The sequence below is a fragment of the Streptomyces paludis genome, assembly GCF_003344965.1.
Classification (GTDB): Bacteria; Actinomycetota; Actinomycetes; order Streptomycetales; family Streptomycetaceae; genus Streptomyces; species Streptomyces paludis.
In genome coordinates, this window is the sequence record NZ_CP031194.1 from 4,030,442 (window position 1) to 4,048,710 (window position 18,269).

At 70.8% G+C, this 18,269-nt stretch carries 9 protein-coding genes and 1 pseudogene; 6 read left to right on the plus strand and 4 right to left on the minus strand.

What is annotated here, in order from left to right; genetic code table 11:
• The first annotated feature begins 4 nt into the window (after window positions 1-4).
• Both DVK44_RS17825 and DVK44_RS17830 read left to right on the plus strand, forming a co-directional pair.
• Window positions 5-919, plus strand: coding sequence for an NAD(P)H-binding protein (locus DVK44_RS17825; RefSeq protein ID WP_114665235.1), 915 nt, complete (start codon window positions 5-7; stop codon window positions 917-919).
• 178 nt (window positions 920-1,097) lie between these two features.
• Window positions 1,098-1,466: a hypothetical protein gene (locus DVK44_RS17830; RefSeq protein ID WP_114660544.1), complete on the plus strand. Its 369-nt coding sequence runs from the start codon at window positions 1,098-1,100 to the stop codon at window positions 1,464-1,466.
• Between the two features lie 65 nt (window positions 1,467-1,531).
• Here DVK44_RS17830 and DVK44_RS17835 read toward each other — a convergent pair whose 3' ends face one another.
• The 4 genes and pseudogenes from DVK44_RS17835 to DVK44_RS37910 all read right to left on the minus strand — a co-directional run.
• Complete coding sequence (locus DVK44_RS17835) at window positions 1,532-2,164, minus strand: hypothetical protein (protein WP_228447226.1); 633 nt, start codon at window positions 2,162-2,164, stop codon at window positions 1,532-1,534.
• A gap of 338 nt (window positions 2,165-2,502) precedes the next feature.
• Entirely contained in the window at window positions 2,503-3,501 is a 999-nt protein-coding gene (locus tag DVK44_RS17845; RefSeq protein WP_114660546.1) for an AraC family transcriptional regulator, read from the minus strand.
• Between the two features lie 166 nt (window positions 3,502-3,667).
• On the minus strand, window positions 3,668-3,892 hold the full coding sequence (locus DVK44_RS17850) for a DUF6243 family protein (protein WP_114660547.1): 225 nt from the start codon (window positions 3,890-3,892) through the stop codon (window positions 3,668-3,670).
• Between the two features lie 366 nt (window positions 3,893-4,258).
• Window positions 4,259-4,394 (minus strand): annotated as a pseudogene (locus DVK44_RS37910) (IS5-like element ISNeu3 family transposase); the annotation flags it as partial.
• A gap of 1,057 nt (window positions 4,395-5,451) precedes the next feature.
• On the opposite strand from DVK44_RS37910, the gene DVK44_RS17865 reads away from it, so the two are divergent.
• The 4 genes from DVK44_RS17865 (at window position 5,452) to DVK44_RS17880 (ending at window position 18,232) form a co-directional block, all read left to right on the plus strand.
• A complete protein-coding gene (locus DVK44_RS17865; protein WP_114660549.1) occupies window positions 5,452-16,056 on the plus strand; it encodes a non-ribosomal peptide synthetase in 10,605 nt (3,534 codons plus the stop codon).
• A complete protein-coding gene (locus DVK44_RS17870) occupies window positions 16,053-16,259 on the plus strand; it encodes an MbtH family protein (protein ID WP_114660550.1) in 207 nt (68 codons plus the stop codon). Before DVK44_RS17865 ends, DVK44_RS17870 begins: the two co-directional genes overlap by 4 nt.
• A gap of 84 nt (window positions 16,260-16,343) precedes the next feature.
• Window positions 16,344-17,444 carry an ATP-binding cassette domain-containing protein gene (locus tag DVK44_RS17875; protein WP_114665238.1) on the plus strand — a complete coding sequence of 367 codons (1,101 nt, stop codon included), beginning with the start codon at window positions 16,344-16,346 and terminating at the stop codon, window positions 17,442-17,444.
• The gene (locus tag DVK44_RS17880) at window positions 17,441-18,232 is read left to right on the plus strand and encodes an ABC transporter permease (RefSeq protein WP_114660551.1); all 792 of its coding nucleotides are present in this window, start codon (window positions 17,441-17,443) and stop codon (window positions 18,230-18,232) included. The genes DVK44_RS17875 and DVK44_RS17880 overlap by 4 nt, the downstream gene beginning before the upstream one ends.
• The last annotated feature ends 37 nt before the right edge of the window (window positions 18,233-18,269 follow it).

Genomic DNA, 18,269 nt, shown 5'->3' on the forward strand with positions numbered 1-18,269 from the left:
CGGCATGACACAAAAAGACACAACGCAGACGCCCACAACACACACGGCCACGCCCCGTACGGAAACGACGAGCCCCGCAAACACGGCGGTGCTGGTGACCGGCGGCTCCGGCAAGACCGGCCGGAGGACGGTGGCGCGCCTCCGCGAGCTGGGCGTGGAGACCCGGGCGGCCTCACGGTCCGGGGAGACCCCCTTCGACTGGGCGGACCGGACGACCTGGCAGGCGGCCCTGGACAAGGTCGACGCCGTCTACATCGTCCCGCTGGACACCTCGCCCTCCCCGACGCCCGCCTTCGTAGAGCAGGCCGTCGCGAGCGGGGTGCGACGGCTGGTGCTGCTCTCGGCCCGGGGCGTGGACGTGCCCGGCTACTTCGGCCCCTCCTACGAGGGCGGCGGCCCGCACATGGAGAGCGAGGCGGCGGTCCGGGCGTCCGGTGTCGCCTGGACGATCCTGCGGCCCGGCTGGTTCGCCCAGAACTTCAGCGAGGGCTTCTTCCTCGACGGCGTACGGTCCGGCGAACTCGCCCTCCCCACCGGCAGCGGGACCGCCGCGTTCGTCGACGCCGACGACATCGCGGCGGTCGCCGTGGCGGCCCTGACCGAGGACGGTCACAACGGCGAGGTGTACGAACTCTCCGGCCCCCGGGCGCTGGGCATCGCCGACGTACTGGACGAGATCGCGAAGGCGACCGGCGTACGCGCCACATACGTTCCGGTGCCGGAGCCCGCTTTCCGGGCCGGGCTGGTGGCACAGGGACTGCCCGAGGAGGAGGCCGCGCTCTGGACCGACGCGATGAAGCCGATTCGCACCAGCCAGGAGGCCCCGGTCACGGACGGCGTACACAGAGCCCTCGGCCGCCCACCCCGCGACATCACCGACTTCGTCCGCACGGCGTCCGAGGCAGGCGCCTGGTCCTGAAAAACAGCGGGTGCCGCCCACGACTCCTCAGCCCGCCGGCACGTTCGGGTACTTGCTCACGCTCCGTGAAGTGTGCACCGTAAGCGACGGTTGACCGCGACAGACCAGGGCCGACGATCCGCTCCCACCCAGGCGCCGGGGCTGTCGGCCCGAGACGCTCCAGTAGGCTGCGGCGGCCATGGACACGCACGCCGAACCCGAGCAGACCTGGCACAACACGAATGCTGCTGGTCCGCCGATCCGGCAGCTGTTCCGGGACGTCATCGCCGACCGTCTGCCGGGCCCCAGGCCGCCTCAGGCCGCGATGCTGTTCGGCGCCGAGGCCGACCCCTTCTGGGACGACCGGAGCTTCCTCGGCGATTTCTACAACGAGATCCTCCACCAGGACACCTGCCGGCCCGCCACCGCTGACGGCCTCGCTCTGGTCACAGCCCTCGCAGTCGACGACCGTATTCCCGCCCGACACCGGTTCCAAGCCGTCGAACTGCTGGTCAGAGCTGCCACTGTCAAACACTGCTCCTGGAAGGATTCTGGCTCAATTCCGTGAGGCGGGCACGGAGTGTGACAGCCGAGTAGATGAGCCACCCAACGGCGCATGGACCGCGGTCAGTCCTAGCGCCCTCCCGGCGGCTGCTTGGTCAGGAGTTGTTCAGCTGCCTCGATCGCTTCTTCCTTCAGTGCCTCGACGGAGGCATCCCAGCTGTCGTCCCAGCTATCCAGGTTGAGCGCGCACGAGACGAGTGCCTGGAGGTCTTCGGGATGGTTGAGGTCGTAGGCGACGTCGGTCCGGATCAGGTGGGTGCCGGTCGCGGGATCGAGAGATCCGTCCACGATCTGACCGGCGATCCAGTAGGCCATGGCCCACTTCGCGGCCCGGGGGTCGGCTGGCGGCTGGAAGAGGAGTCCGAGTTCTTCCAGGACCTGGTCGAAGAGAGCAGGGGCTTCCGGTTCTTCGCTCTGCAGGAGGCCGGCGAGCATCGCGAGCGATGGACTCTCAACCCCAGCTATGAGTGCGTCCAACCCCACCTGGATGAGACGGTCGGATCCAACATGCTGGCCGAACGCCCTCTCGTGAGCTATACGGCTGAGCTGCTGGAGAGCATCGTCGTGGTGCATCTCGGTCTCTCCATTGGCGACATTGGCGACTGTGGCGAAAGCCTTTTCCACAGTCGTCAAGCTAACGCCATCCAGTTCCCTCATCTGCCGTTTGAGGATCTTGATCCGGTTGAAGTGTTCTTCGACCACGCCGGAGTTCCAGGACAGGGGTGAGGCCGGCGATCACAGCGTCTCGGTCTCTGTCGATGCCTGGGCAGGCCGTTCTGGCGACGGCACCGAGTTGTTCGGAGCACCGTTTTCCCTGGCGCTCGGTGAGCATCTGGGTGAAGGACCGGACGTGGCTGGTGAGCGCGTCAAGTTCGGGGCAGTTGGCCAGTGCCGCCTCCGCGGGACGCGGCCCCGGCCGTGGCACCACTGGCTTCGATACGTACGGTCTCGTCGCTCGCGTCCACGGACACCACCGTTACGTCTGCGACCGACGGGAACAGCAGCTCCATCCCAAGTCGGTTGCGGGCGTCAGCCATCACTCAACGTCCGTATTTCACGGAAGTTGAGCCAGAACCCGTAGAAGTGAACGAAGCCACGCCCCGGCCCGACACGGCGCCGTCAGGTACGGGGGCGGTGGCGGCCCCCTGCCGGCCGGTGGCCGCCTCCCGCTGAGCGGTGGCCGCCTCCTGCCGGTAAGCGCTCGGGCTCTCGCCCCGGAGTCGCTTGAACGCCGTACTGAAGCCGAACGCGTCCGCGTAGCCGACCCGCCGGGCCACCGCCGCCACGGTCAGTTCCGGGCGGGTCAGTAGATCGGCGGCGAGCGTCATCCGCCACTCGGCGAGATACGCCACCGGCCCGCTGCCGACCAGTTCCGTGAACCGCTTCGCCAAGGTCGTCCTCGACACCCCCGCCCGGCTCGCGAGCCGCGCCGTCGTCCACGGGTGCGCCGGATCCTCGTGGATCGCGCGCAGGGCGGGCCCCGCCACCTCGTCGCCGAGCGCGCTGTACCACCCCGGCGGTTCGGCCTCCGGGCGGTCGAACCAGTCCCGCAGTGTGCACACCAGCAGCCAGTCCAGCAGCCGGTCGAGTACGGTCTGGTCCCCCGGCCGGCCGGTGCCGATCTGCGTCTCCAGGTAGTCCCACATCGGCGAACAGTCCTGCTCGTCGGAGACCACCAGGACCGGCGGCAGGGCGCGGAGGAGCCGCTGCGGAACCTGCTCCCGTACGTCGTAAGCGGCAGCCAACAGCACAGTAGAACCACCGAGTTCGCGATCCCGGCCTGCAGAGTCCGCAGTGTCGGTGTCGGTGTCGGTGAAGCAGAACGGCGCGGGCCCCCGGACGACCGCCGTCTCGCCGAGTGCCACGTACCGCGCCTCTCCGTTCTCCGGCACGATCCATCCGGCGCCACGCAGCGGTACGAGCAGAGTCAGATACGCGCCGTCCGTGAACGGCAGCGACCACGGCGGCCACAGCACCGAACGGCCGAACACCGCGCCCTTGCCCCGTACGCCCCGCAACAGCTCGTCGAACACGTCCATGGAGCCAACGATAGGCAGCACCACGGGCGGACCGGACGATCACCTATGCACGACGGACGGACAACCGTGGGCCCGACTCGCCGCCCGGCTGCGCGACACGAGCACCGCCAAGATCCGGTCCGCTTCCCGCCGACAAAAACGCCCCGAGCCCCGCGGCACCGGCATATCAGCCCTGCACGCCACCGCCCGCCTGCGCAGCGCCCTCGCCGACTCCTTCGGCCGCGCCAGCCTTCTCGCGCATCTTGCGCACCAGCTCAGCCTTCTGGTCGGCGGCCCCCTTACGGTCCAGGTTCCGGTGCGGACCATTGTTCTGCCGCTCGGCACGAGACAGCCTCTTACGCTGGCCGCCCCCCATGCCCACGGGGTTGTTGATGTTCTTGCTCACGGTCATGGTTTCTCCCGGAATGAGGTCAAAACGACAAGGAAGCCCAGGTCCCTGCCCTGGGGCTTAAGTATGGAGCGGGTGACGAGAATCGAACTCGCGCTCTGAGCTTGGGAATCCACGGCGCTCCGGAGCGCCGGGAATCCACGGCGCTCCGGAGCGCCACAGGGCTCTGGCCAGGGATTACTTGGGTCTACGGGCCGTGCTGGTTGCGGTCGACTGACCGCTTCTGACCTCGGCGTACCGCCCTAAAGGGCTGGGATGGGGCTGGAGCCATTGGGGGGACCGAAGACTGCTCCGGCGGCCCGGTTCCGCTTGTGGCGAGGGACGATGCGGCCAGTGTTGCCGCGCGGTGTGTTGAAGTGAACACATCCATCGGGGTGCAGTCGTTGGTGTTCCCGCCGATGAGGGTGAAGGCGAGCGGCCGGCCGACGGCGTCGCATGCCAGATGGATCTTGCTGGTCAGGCCACCCCGCGAGCGTCCGAGCGCCGTGTTGCGGAGCCCCCTTTTCGGGCCCCGGCGGCACCGACGGTCCTCCAGCCGCTTCCGCCCCCGCAACGACTCGGGCAGCAGCGGCCGTACGAACTCCCACTTGACAGAGGTGCCACCGCTCATCCAGGTCGGTGACCCGCACTCCCTGACCGTCGCGCCCGACGAAACGGGCCCGACCGGGTGCTGCCCGAAAGTACCAGGGACCGGCTCCTCCGCGTCCCGTCCGGACAGGAGAAGAGAGGGGTGCCGATCGGACGCCGCGCCCGGGTGGGACCCCCGCCAACAGACGCCGGGGATCCCACCCTGTGCAAGGGCGGACGGCCTTCACGTGCCGCGTCTGACGCCCTCGGGAGTGAGGGCGTATCAGGGACGGACGACGCAGGTCGCCAGCAGACAGATATTCGCCCCCTGCGTCTGGCTGGATCCGCCACTCCCGGCAGAATCACCGACGGTGCAGCGTGCCAGCAGGCACAGATTCCCGCCTTGTATTCCGCGGTAGATGTTCGACAACGGCCTTGAATCGGTGCTTTGTTGGCCGCGGTCTTCGGCACTTGTCGTCGTGCGTGCCGAATCAACGGCACCGAATGCGTTCGCGCCGGTCGACACCGACATGAGCAGAGCGCCGGCGGCCACTGTCGCGGTGGCCAGGCGGGTGATGGATACAGGAATCCTCAACTGCACTCCAAGTCTCCTACCGAACAGATGTGTTGCGCACAGATTCGAAGCCGCGTGCTGTCGGGTTTGGTGTCCCACTCATCTGTGACGCAGGTCTCATCCTTCCCGTCTTGTGCAGTTGTGAAGAGTGAATGACCAGCTCGTGTGCACTGGGTCACATGGGCAATCCAGTTGATCCGCGACTCCGAACCTCTTCTTGCTAGCGCGATTGCGGCGATGTCGATGACGGGCGCGAGGTCTGTGTGCTTGAAGGTCCGGTCCACTTCGCGAGCGCGTACAGCATCCGAGGCGCCATGTGACGGCGTCGGCCGGACCGATCCGGCCCTGTTCTCAGCCCTGCCCTGCGGCTTCCCTCATTTCCCCAGCCGCTTCCCAGGCCCAGTGCAAAGGTGAAAACGGCGTGACCGCATCGCAGGACCCCACTTCGGCGAACAATCCCACTCGCACTCTTCCCCTCACTGCCGCGCAGCGCGGCCTGTGGTTCGCGCAGCAGCTCGATCCGGCCAATCCGGCGTACAACATCGCCGAATACGCTGACGTAAGGGGCGATTTGGACACGATGCTCCTCGGCAGAGCCGTACGGCATGTCAGCGAGGAGTCGGAAGCCCTGCGGGTGACATTCGGTGAACACGACGGCGTTCCTTTCCAGGAAATCCACCCGGACATTCGAATAGACGTTCCTCTGGTCGATCTCTCCGGCCATCCGGAGCCCCTGCGTGAGGCTCAGCGCCTGATGGAGGCGGATCTCGCTCGGCCCGCCGACATCGCCACTGGCCCCCTGGTGCGGCTGACGCTGTACCGGCTCGCCGAGGCACACCATCTCTTCCACCAGCAGGTGCACCACCTCGCGCTGGACGGGTACGGCGCGGCTCTCGCGCTCGCCCGGATCGCCGAGGTCTACACCCACCTGGCCACTGCCCCCGACGAGCCGGTGGAGCGGCGTGCCGCCCCTCTCGGTCCCGTCATCGACGAAGAGAACGCCTACAGGTCCTCCGACAAGTACGCGGAGGACGGGCGCTACTGGGCTGACCACTTCGACGGCGCCCCCGCTCCGACGAGCCTGCACGACGGCTCCACGACGGTTGCCGGTCCGGGGCACGGGTTCCTCGCCGTGCGGCGGGAGCTGGACACCGCTCGCAGCGAGCGTCTGCGCGCGGCGGCCAAGACCGCGGGCGTGGCCTGGCCGACCTTCTTCATGGCCGCGATGGGTGTCTACCTGCACCGGAGCCGCGGACTGGGGGATGTCATCCTCGGGCTGCCGGTGACGGGCCGCCGTACCGCTGTCGCCCGCACCACTCCGACCATGCTGTCCAACGTCCTGCCTCTGCGGCTGGAGATCTCTTCCTCCGACACGGTGGCGGACATCGCCAAGCGGGCCTCCGCCGAGGCCAGAAGGGTGCTCAAGCACCAGCGCTACCCGTCAGAGGGCCTCCTGCGCGACCGCAGGCAGGACGGCTCCACCGCCACTGGTTCCGGCGGTGCACCCATCGGCGCCCGTGAGCCCCTGACAGGCCCGTCCGTCAACGTCCTCGCGTTCGACGACCGGCTCCGCTTCGGCCCGCACACCGCGACTCTGCACAACCTCTCCGTCGGTCCGGTCGACGACCTGGTGATCGCCGTGCACGCGTCGTACGCGGACGGCGGGCTGCGGATCGACCTGCTGGGCAATCCCGGTCTGTACACCGCACGCGAGTTGGAGCAGCACCACGACGCCCTGTGGCGGCTCGTGGAGGCGTTCGCCGACGACCCCACCGGCCAGCTCGGCGCGCTGCCCATCGTTCCCGAAGACGAGCGCCGGCGGGTCATCGGGCTCGGCTCGGGAGAACCCGCGGCCGAGCCGCGGGAGGGATCCCGGACCGGCACGCTTCCCGAACAGTTCGCCGAGCAGGCGCGGCGGACGCCGCATGACACCGCTGTCGTGTGCGCGGAGACCCGTCTGACCTTCGCCGAGCTGGACGCGCGTGTGTCGGCGCTCGCGGCCGAACTCGGCGGCTGCGGCGCCGGACCCGGTACGCGCGTGGCTGTCGGGCTGCCGCGCTCCACCGACCTGGTGGTGGCGATGCTCGCGGTGATGCGCTGCGGCGCCGCCTATCTGCCGCTGGACCCGTCCTATCCCGCCGACCGCGTCGCGTTCATGCTCGCCGACTCCCGGCCGGTGGCCCTGGTCGCCACCACCGGCACGGCCGCCGCCACTGATCCGGGGCGCACGCTGCCGCTGGTGGACCCCGCTGCTCCGGTGGCCGAGCCCGCCGGCCGGCCCGTACATACGGCCATGCCGGGACCGAAAGACGCCGCGTACGTCATCTACACCTCCGGTTCGACCGGCCGTCCCAAGGGTGTCGTGGTCGAACACCGCTCGCTGGCCAACCTTCTGGAGCACCACCGCGGTGAGGCCCACGCGCACGCGGAGCAGTCCCTCGGGCGCCGCCTGCGTGTCGCACTCACCGCCGCGACATCGTTCGACGCCTCCTGGGACCCGGTCCTGTGGATGGTCGCGGGCCACGAACTGCACATCGTGGACGACGAGACGCGCCGTGACCCCCAGGCGCTCGTGGACTTCCTGGTCGAGCGGCGGATCGACGCCATCGAGACCACCCCCACCTACCTGCGGCAGATGATGGCCGCCGGACTGCTGTCCGCCCCCGCGCACCGGCCCCGGGTCATCGCGCTCGGCGGCGAGGCCGTCGACGACGGGCTGTGGAACGAACTCGCCTCCCACCACGATCTGGTGGTCTTCAATTTCTACGGCCCCACAGAGACCACGGTGAACGCGGTCACCTCACGTATCGCGGGCGACAGCCCCGTCATCGGCCGCCCGGTCGCCGGCGCCCGCGCGTACGTGCTGGACACCGCCCTGCATCCGCTTCCGGTCGGCGCGGCGGGGGAGTTGTACGTCTCCGGCGAAGGTGTCGCACGCGGGTACGCGGGGCGTCCCGGACTGACCGCCGAGCGGTTCCTGCCGGACCCGTTCGGCCCGCCGGGGCTGAGGATGTACCGCACCGGCGACCTCGCGCGGTGGAGCGAGAGCGGCGCGCTGGAGTTCCTGGGGCGCGGTGACAGCCAGGTCAAGATCCGGGGCTACCGGGTGGAGACCGGCGAGATCGAGTCGGCGCTGAGGTCACTGAGCGGGGTGCGGGACGCGGCGGTCGTCCTGCGCCCGTCACCAGACGGCACGGAACGGCTCGCCGCCTATCTGGTCACCGGGCCTGACCGGGACGACGAGGCCGTGGACACCAACGCGTTCGATCAGTACGACGCGTCCGGCCTCCACGCCGTGCGCGACGCCCTCGTCGAGCTGCTGCCCGAGCACATGGTGCCCACCGCGTACGCCGTCCTCCCGCGGCTGCCGCTCACCCCCAACGGCAAGCTCGACACCGGCCTCCTCCCGGCCGCGACCCCGCTCGCCGCACGCGGCGGCGCGCCGCGCACCCCCGAGGAGGAGTCGATGTGCGCCGTCTTCGCCGAGTGCCTGGAGGTGCCGGCCGTCGGGCGGGACGACAACTTCTTTCTCCTGGGCGGTCATTCCCTGCTCGCGACCCGGCTGGTGAGCCGTGTCAGGGACCGCTTCGGCTCCGAGGTGCCCATCCGGGCGCTGTTCGACCACCCGACTCCCGCCGGGCTGGTCACCGCCCTGGACACGAGCGCTCCGGTACGGCCACCGGTCGCCGCCGTCGAGCCGCGCCCCGCGCGGCTGCCGCTCTCCTTCGCCCAGCAGCGGCTCTGGCTGCTGGACCGGATGGGCCAGGCAGGCACCGCCTACCACCTGCCGATCGCGTTGCGTCTGTACGGGCGGCTCGACCGTGCCGCGCTGGCGGAGGCCCTGGGGGATGTGATCGGGCGGCACGAGAGCCTGCGAACGGTCTTCGGGGAGGACGAGGACGGGCCCCACCAGCGTGTGCTGCCCGTCGAGCAGGCCGGCGTCCCGCTGGTGACAAGGCCGTTCCCGGCCGGAGGCGACCCGGTGCGACCGGACGACTCCGACTTCCCGCTCGGCTCCGAACCGCCCCTGCGGGCAGAACTGTTCACCGGCTACCCGGGTTCGGACACCGCCGACGAGCACCTCCTGGTACTGACGCTCCACCACATAGCCGCCGACGGCTGGTCCATGGGCCCGCTGTTGCGCGACCTGTCCGACGCGTACGAGGCCCGCCGCCATCTCAAGGCGCCCAACTGGACGCCGCTGCCGGTCCAGTACGCCGACTACACGCTCTGGCAGCGTGACCTCCTCGGGGACCCCCGCCAGGCCGGCACCCTCGCCGAGGGACAGCTCGCCCACTGGTCCGCCGTGCTCGACGGTCTCCCGCCCGAGGTGACCTTCCCGGCCGACCGGCCGCGACCTGCCCGGCACTCCGGCCGGGGCGGGGCCGTACCGGTCCGGATCGACGCGGTCACCCATCGCGCCCTCGCACGGCTCGCCGGGGAGTCGGGCACCAGCACCTTCATGGTCCTGCACGCCGCGCTCGCCGCGCTGATGACCCGGCTCGGTGCCGGTGAGGACATCAGCGTCGGCACCCCGGTGGCCGGCCGCCCGGACGACGCGCTGGCCGACATGGTCGGCTTCTTCGTCAACACCCTGGTGCTGCGCACCGACACCTCCGGCGACCCGGACTTCCACGAGCTGCTCCGACGTGTCCGCGCGGCCGACCTGGCCGCCTACGCCCACCAGGACCTGCCCTTCGAGCGGCTGGTGGAGGAGCTGAGGCCGTCCCGTTCGTCGTCCAGACACCCCCTGTTCCAAGTGATGCTCAGCCTCAACAACGCGCCCGGCGCTCGCGGTTCACTCGCGGACCTCACCCTCCGGCACGACACGTCGATCGGCCGGTCCGGCGCGAAGTTCGACCTCACCTGGGACCTGGCCGAGCTCAAGGACGCCGAAGGGGAACCCAGCGGTCTCACCGGTGAACTGGAATTCGCCGAGGATCTCTTCGACCGCAGGACGGCCGAACGGTTCGTGACTCACTTCGGCGCGCTCCTCAGCACGCTGGTGGAGCGTCCGGACCAGCCTGTGACCGACTCCGTGTTCCTGTCGGGAGAAGAGCGCAGGGCCGCCGTCGACGAACTGCCGAGGGCGACGGCCGAGCCGTCCACCTCCTCCGGGATGCTCCTCAACTCGCCCGCGCACGGGCCCGACTGGACCATCACGGACATCCTCACTTCGCGGGCCACCGCAGATCCCGGCCGTACCGCCGTGGTCGACGGGGCGGACTCCCTCACCTTCGGCGAACTGCTGGCCCACAGCGAGCGGCTCGCCAGGACCCTGTCCGAGGCGGGCGTGGAACGCGGCGACCGGGTGGCCGTCGCGCTGCCCCGGACGGCACGGTACATAGCCGCCCTGCTGGGCGTGCTGCGCGCCGGGGCCGTCCATGTACCGCTGGACCCCGCCCATCCCCGCGCCCGTAACCAGCTCATCCTCGACACCGCCGATCCACGGCTCGTGCTGACCACACGCGCGACACGCGACGCGCTGCCCGGGACGACGCACCCGAGGCTCGAACTCGACGAGCAGGCGTCTCCCGAGGACCCGGCCGGCCTGCTGCCCGAACCGCCGCGCGCGCAGGACGCCGCGTACGTCCTCTACACCTCCGGCTCCACCGGCCGGCCCAAGGGTGTCGTGGTCGAGCACCGCTCGCTGTCGAATCTCCTCGCGAGCCACCGGGAGAGGCTGATGGGCCCGGCGGAGGCCGCGAACAACGGCCGCCCGCTGCGCGTCGCCCTCACGGCGGCCACCACCTTCGACGCGTCCTGGGACCCGCTGCTGTGGATGGTCGCGGGCCACGAACTGCATCTCGTTGACGACGCGACCCGGCGCGATCCGGAAGCGCTCACCGCTTTCCTCCACCACCGCTCCGTCGACGTGGTCGAGACCACCCCCTCCTTCTTCGAGCAGCTGCGCGCCTGCGGACTGTTCGCCCAGGGCAGGCCGCGCCCCCGGGTCCTCGCGCTCGGCGGAGAAGCCGTCAACGACACGCTTTGGGACGAACTCGGCGCACTGCGCGACGTGGCCGTGTGGAATCTGTACGGGCCCACCGAGGTCACCGTCGACAGCGTGATGGGCCGGATCTCGGCGGGCACCCGCCCGCACATCGGCCGACCGGTCGCCCACACCCGCGCACGAGTGCTCGACGCGCGGCTGCAGCCCGTGGCGCCCGGCGCGACCGGTGAGCTGTATCTCGCGGGCGCGGGGCTGGCCCGCGGGTACGAGAACGCGTCGGGTGCCACCGCCGCCCGCTTCCTGCCCGACCCGTACGGTGCTCCCGGCGCCCGGATGTACCGCACCGGCGACCTGGTCCGGCGCCGCGAGGGACGACTCGAATTCGTCGGCCGGGCGGACGGACAGACCAAGGTGCGCGGCTTCCGGGTGGAGACCGGCGAGGTGGAGGCGGCGCTTCTGCGCCACAGCGACGTGGTCCAGGCCGCCGTCGCGGTGCGGACTGACGTCGCCGGAGCGGGACGCCTCGTCGCCTGGGTCGTCCCCTGCGACGGGCAGCGGCCGGCCGCTCGTGCGCTGCGGGCCTTCGTCGCCGAGCGGCTGCCGGAGTACATGGTGCCGTCATCGATCGTGCCCGTCCCCGGCCTTCCGCTGACCGTGCACGGCAAGGTCGATTTCGACGCGCTGCCGCACACGGCTGCGGAGGGCGAGCGGGACGGCATCGACCGACCGGACAGCGGCGCGCCGCGCTCGGCACAGGAGGAGATCCTGTGCGCGCTCTTCGCCGAATGCCTGGAACGCGAAGAGGTCTCCCGCGACGACGACTTCTTCGAACTCGGCGGCCACTCGCTCCTCGCCGTCCACGTCATCGGCCGTATCCGGGGCGCCTTCGGTGTCGAACTGTCCGTGCGAACCCTCTTCGAGGCGACCACCCCGGCCGCGCTCGCCGAGCGGCTGGACGACGCGGGCGCCGCGCGCCCCGCCCTGCGGCGGGCCTCCCGGCCGGCCCGGCCACCGCTGTCACCGGCCCAGCGCAGGCTGTGGTTCCTGCACTGCATGGGGTCCGACGACGCCGACTCGGACGCCGCCTACCACATACCGATCGCCGTACGGCTGACCGGGCACCTGGACCGCGACGCGCTGCGCGCCGCACTCGGCGACGTCGTGGCGCGGCACGAGAGCCTGCGCACGCTGATCCGGGAGAACGAGGGCGAGCCCTTCCAGGCCGTACTGGACCCGGGCGACGCACGCCCCGAAATGCCCGTGACGCCCTTGGCCCAGGCCGTCGGAACGGCGCACGACGGGACCGACGAGGACATGCTCAACGGGGCGCTGCGCGCGTCGGCTGCCCGGCGGTTCGACCTGTCGGCCGGGATACCGCTGCGAGCGGAGCTGTTCGAGCTTGCTGCCGACCGGCACGTACTTCTGTTGACGGTCCATCACATCGCGGCCGACGGATGGTCGATGGGCCCCCTGGCCCAGGACCTCGCCGGCGCCTACGCGGCCCGTGCGGGAGGCCGAACCCCCAACTGGGCTCCGCTGCCCGTGCAGTACGCCGACTACACACTCTGGCAGCGTGCCCTCCTCGGCGCCGACGACGAGGCCGACTCCCTCTCTGCCCGTCAACTCGCCTATTGGGCGGGTCAGATGCGCGGAGCCCCGGAGGAGACCGCGCTGCCCGTCGACCGGGCCCGGCCCCAACGGTCCACCGGACGCGGCGGCACGGTCGGCGTCGGCCTCTCCGTCGGCACGGCCCGCGCCGTCGCCGCGCTGGCCAGGCAGTCCGCCACCAGCACCTTCATGGTCCTGCACGCCGCGCTGGCGGCGTTGCTGAGCCGGATCGGCGCGGGGGACGACGTCACGATCGGCACACCGGTCGCCGGGCGCACCGATGAAGGACTGGACGGACTCGTCGGCTTCTTCGTCAACACCCTTCCGCTCCGGGTCGGCTTTGACAGCTCGGCCGGCTTCCGCGAGCTGCTGGCCGAGGTACGGGAGACGGATCTTGCCGCGTACGCCCACCAGGAACTGCCCTTCGAACGCCTGGTGGAGGAAGTCCGGCCCAGCCGCTCACTGAGCCGCCACCCGCTCTTCCAGGTCATGCTCACCCTCAACAACACCCGTACGCCTCAGCTCGACCTGCCCGGACTGCACGCCACGATGGACGGCGTCGAGACGGGCGGAGCCAAATTCGACCTGTCGTTCAGCTTCACCGAACGGCCCGGGAGCGACGACGGCGAACGGCTCGACGGCACACTGGAGTACGCCCGCGACCTGTTCGACGAGTCGACGGCACTGCGGATCGCCGACTGGTTCCGCCACCTGGTGGACGCCGCCGTCGCCGAGCCCACGACGCCCGTGCGCGATCTGCCGCTGTACGGCAGCGCGCAGGAGGCGTCACTCATCGGCGACACCGAGGTACCACCCGCCGTCGAGCACACCGTGCTCGACCGTTTCGCCAGGACGGTGGCACGCTCCCGCAGCGGCGACATCGCCGTGAACGCGCCCGACGGCAGGCTGTCCTTCCCCGAACTGGCCGCCCGCTCGGACCGTGTCGCGCGGCTGCTCACCTCGGCGGGCGTCGCGCCCGGCGACGTGGTCGCGGTGCTGCTGCCCCGTTCGACGGACTCGATCGCGTCGCTGCTGGGTGTGCTCAAGGCGGGCGCCGTCTACGCGCCGATCGATCCGGGCCTTCCCGCGGCACGCGTCGAGGCGATCCTCGACGACGCCCGTCCTCGCCTGGTCCTGACGGCGCCGTCCACCGGCGACCTGATCCCGCCGGGGAGTCCCCGGCTGATCCTCGGCGCGGACGAAGGAGCCGGTGAGCCGGTGGACGTGGCCGAGAGCGGAGTTCCGGGTGGCGGCACCGGTCGCCGTACACCCGGCCCCGACGACGCCGCCTACCTCATCCACACGTCCGGATCCACCGGGCGGCCCAAGGGGGTTCTCGTCGCACACCGCTCCCTGGCGCGGCTGCTGGAGCACCACCGGCGGGACCTCTTCGCTCCCGCCGTACGCCGTACCGGCCGGAGCCGGCTCACAGCCGCTCTCACCGCCGCCCTGTCCTTCGACGCCTCGTGGGACCCGGTGCTCTGGATGATCGACGGGCACGAGCTGCACCTGTCCGACGACCTCACCCGGCGCGACCCCGAAGGGCTCGTCACCGCCGTACGCGCACACAGGCTCGATGTACTGGAGACCACGCCCAGCCACGCGCGCCAGCTCCTCGACGCCGGCCTGCTCGACGGTGACCACCGCCCCGCCGTCCTGATCCTCGGTGGAGAGGCCGTACCGCCCGCGCTCTGGGCCGAGTTGCGCGCGGTCCCCGGCCTGGACGCCCGCAACTTCTACGGGCCTACCGAAGCCACCGTCGACACCTTGACCGCCCAACTCGTCCACTCCGAGCGGCCGGTGCTCGGAACGCCCGTCAGCGGAACGCGGATCCGGATCCTCGACGACGGACTGCGGCCCGTACCGACCGGAGTCACCGGGGACCTCCACCTCGCCGGTGACAGCCTGGCCCTCGGCTACCTCGGCCGTTCCGGCGAAACCGCCGCCCGCTTCCTGCCCGACCCCTACGGTCCCCCCGGCACCCGGATGTACCGCACCGGGGATCGCGTACGGAGATCCGCGGATGGGGGAATGGAGTTCGCCGGCCGTACGGACGGCCAGATCAAGGTGCGCGGCTTCCGGGTCGAGACCGGCGAGATCGCCGCCGCACTGCGTGCACACCCCGACGTCGCGCAGGCGGTCGTCGTCCCGGGGCCGGACGGCGCGGACGACGGCGCGGACATCCGGCTCGTCGCCCACCTCGTTCCCGCCGATGCCGACGAGAAGGCAACCCTCGACCTCGCAGCCGTACGCGCGCACGCCGCACGCCACCTGCCCGCCTACATGGTCCCGTCCGCCTGGACGATCCTGCGCACGATCCCGCTCACCGCCAACGGCAAACTCGACCACGCCGCACTGCCCGTCCCAGTCACCGCGCCACGGACCGACGGAACCGCCCGCGGGCCCCGCAACCCCCGCGAGGACATCCTCTGCACCCTCTTCGCCGAAGCCCTCGGCGTCGAACAGGTTCTCATCGACGACGACTTCTTCATGCTCGGCGGTCACTCCCTCCTCGCCACCCGGCTCATCGCCCGGATCCGCGCCACCCTCGGTGTGGAGGTGAGCATCCGCGCGCTCTTCGAGGCGCCAACCGTCGCCGCCCTCGCCGAGCGTCTCCGGGAGGGAAACGGGAACGCCACCGAGGGCAGCTCCCTGACCACGCTGCTCCCGCTGCGCACCACCGGCGCCCGGCCGCCGCTGTTCTGCGTCCATCCGGCGGGCGGCCTCGCCTGGTCGTACGCGGGGCTGCTGCCCCACCTGGACTCCGACCAGCCCATGTACGGTCTCCAGACCCCGAATCTGGACGGCACCGCTCCCTTCCCCGACAGCATGGAGGAGATGGCCGCGGTCTACGTGGCCGAGCTGCGCCGCGTGCAGCCGCACGGCCCTTACCACCTGCTCGGCTGGTCCTTCGGCGGCAACCTCGTCCAGGAGGTCGCCGTACAGCTCCAGGAGGCCGGCGAGCGGGTCGCGCTGCTCGCCATCCTGGACGCGTTCCCGCTCGCGCCCCTCGACGATCTTGACAGCGCCGGCCGCGACACCGTCTTCCGGGCGCTGCTCAGCAACCTGGGCGTCGACGCAGCCGCGCTCGACGGAGCGGCAGCCGTGGACGCGGCCTCCGTGCGCGAGGAGTTCCGCCGCATCGGCAGCCCGCTCGGCGCGCTGGAGCCCGTCACCATCGACGCGATGGTCGACAACTTCGCCGGCCAGGCGCGGCTGATGCGTGTCTACACCCCGCGTGTCTTCCAGGGACCCGCGCTCTTCTTCACCGCCACCGAGGGCCGTCCCCGCGACACCTTCGGCCTCGGCCTCTGGGCGCCGTACATCACCGGCCACATCGAGAACCACGACGTGGCCTGCGCCCACGCGCAGATGATGCAGCCCGCCGCGCGGGAACAGATCGGCGCCACCGTGGCGGCAGCCCTGCGCGCCACACACCACACCACACCAGGAGAAGCGTCATGACAAACCCGTTCGACGACCCCCGCACCCAGCACCGCGTCCTCGTCAACGACGAGGGCCAGCACGCCCTGTGGCCTTCCTTCGCCGCACTCCCGGCCGGCTGGGAAGAGGTCTTCGGCCCGGCAGCCCAAGACGCCTGCCACGACTACGTCGAGCAGAACTGGACCGACCTCACTCCCAGGAGCGCACGCATCGCGGCCGTCTGACCCCACCGCGACCACCACCCGTCGCCTGCCGCACGCCGAAGAAAGGCTGAGATGACGTCCTCACCGATGCCCCCCGTGGCGCCGATGCCACCCCCGCAACGGCCCACCCGCCTCACGGGCCAGGACCACGGTCACGCGATCCGCGCCGAGGGGCTGACAAAACGCTTCGGTGACAAGAAGGCCCTGGCCGGGGTCGACCTGGAAGCGAGCGCCGGGACGGTCCTGGGCGTACTCGGCCCGAACGGTGCGGGCAAGACCACCACGGTCCGCATCCTGTCCACATTGCTGCGCCCCGACAGCGGCCGGGCCTGGATGGCGGGCCGCGACGTACTGAAAGACCCGGAGGGCGTACGTGAGAACCTCGGCCTCTCCGGGCAGTACGCGGCCGTCGACGAGAAGCTCACGGGACGCGAGAACCTGTACCTCGTAGCCCGCCTCTACGGCATGCGCCGCTCGACCGCCAGACGCAGGGCGGCCGAACTCCTCGCCCGGTTCCGGCTGGAGGACGCCGCGGACAAACCCAGCGGCACCTTCTCCGGCGGCATGCGTCGCCGGCTCGACCTCGCGGGTGCCCTCGTGGCCCGCCCCGCCGTCGTGGTCCTGGACGAGCCGACCACCGGCCTGGATCCACGAGGCCGGGCCGACACATGGGTGTCGATCCAGGAACTCGTCGCGGCCGGCACGACCGTGCTCCTCACCACCCAGTATCTGGAGGAGGCTGACCAACTGGCCGACTCCATTGTGGTGATCGACCAAGGGAAGGTCATCGCACGAGGCTCGGCGGCCCAGCTCAAAGCACGGGTCGGCGGCGAGCGGCTGACCCTGACGGTCGGGAACTCGCAGGCGTACACGCGGACGTACGAAGTGCTCGACGCCCTCGGTCCGCACCGACCCGAACTCGACACCCGCACCGGCCGGTTCACCGTCGCCACCGAGCGCGGGGCACAGACACTGGAGCACGCCCTGAGCTGCCTGCGGCTGGCGGGCATAGCCGTACAGGAAGTCGAACTCGCGCCTCCCACACTCGACGACGCCTTCCTGGCACTGACCGGACAACCCGCCACCGGTCCGCAAGGGCCGCCGGAAGAACACGAGTACCCGCCGGCCGGATCCCCACCGGACGCTTCGGCCGAGACACCCGCCGAGCAGACCGTCCAACTCCTCGCCACCGGGCGCCGCCCATGAACCGCGTGGCGCGCGACGCGTGCATCATCGCCTGGCGGAACCTGCTCAATCTGCGGCGCACACCCGGCTCGGTCATCGCCGCGCTCGTCCAGCCGGTCATGTTCGTCCTGCTCCTCGCGTACGTCTTCGGCGGCAGCCTCGGAGGCGCCGACTACCGCACCTTCCTGATGGGCGGCATCTTCGCCCAGGCCGTCACCTTCAACGCCGCCTTCACGGCGCTCGGGCTGGCCAACGACATGGACAAGGGGATCGTGGACCGGTTCCGCTCACTGCCCATGCCGCGCATGGCGGTGATCCTCGGCCGCACCCTGTCCGACCTGATCATGAGCGTCGTGACCCTGGCCGTCACGTCGCTGTGCGGTCTGCTGGTCGGCTGGCGTATCGGGACATCGCTGCCCGAAGCCGCGCTGGCCTACTTCCTGATCCTGCTCTTCGCGTTCGCCATGTCCTGGGTCGGCGCCACCATCGGACTGATGGCGCGCAGCGTGGAGGTGGCACAAAGCGCCGGCCTGATCTGGCTGTTCCCGGTCACCTTCGTCTCCTCCGCGTTCGTCTCCACGGCCACTATGCCGGGCCCGTTGCGTACGGTCGCCGAGTGGAACCCGGTGTCGGCCACGGCCACGGCCGTGCGGCAACTCTTCGGCAACCCGCCCCCCGCCGGCATCCCGCTCGGCGAAGCGTGGCCGGTCGTCAACGCGCTGCCGTACGCCCTGGTGTGCGCGTTCGTCATCACCGCCGCCTTCATGGGGCTGGCACTGAGCAGATTCCGCAGGATCGTGGTGAGCTGAACACGCGGCTCACCACGCTCTCCCTGGTCGTACCGGC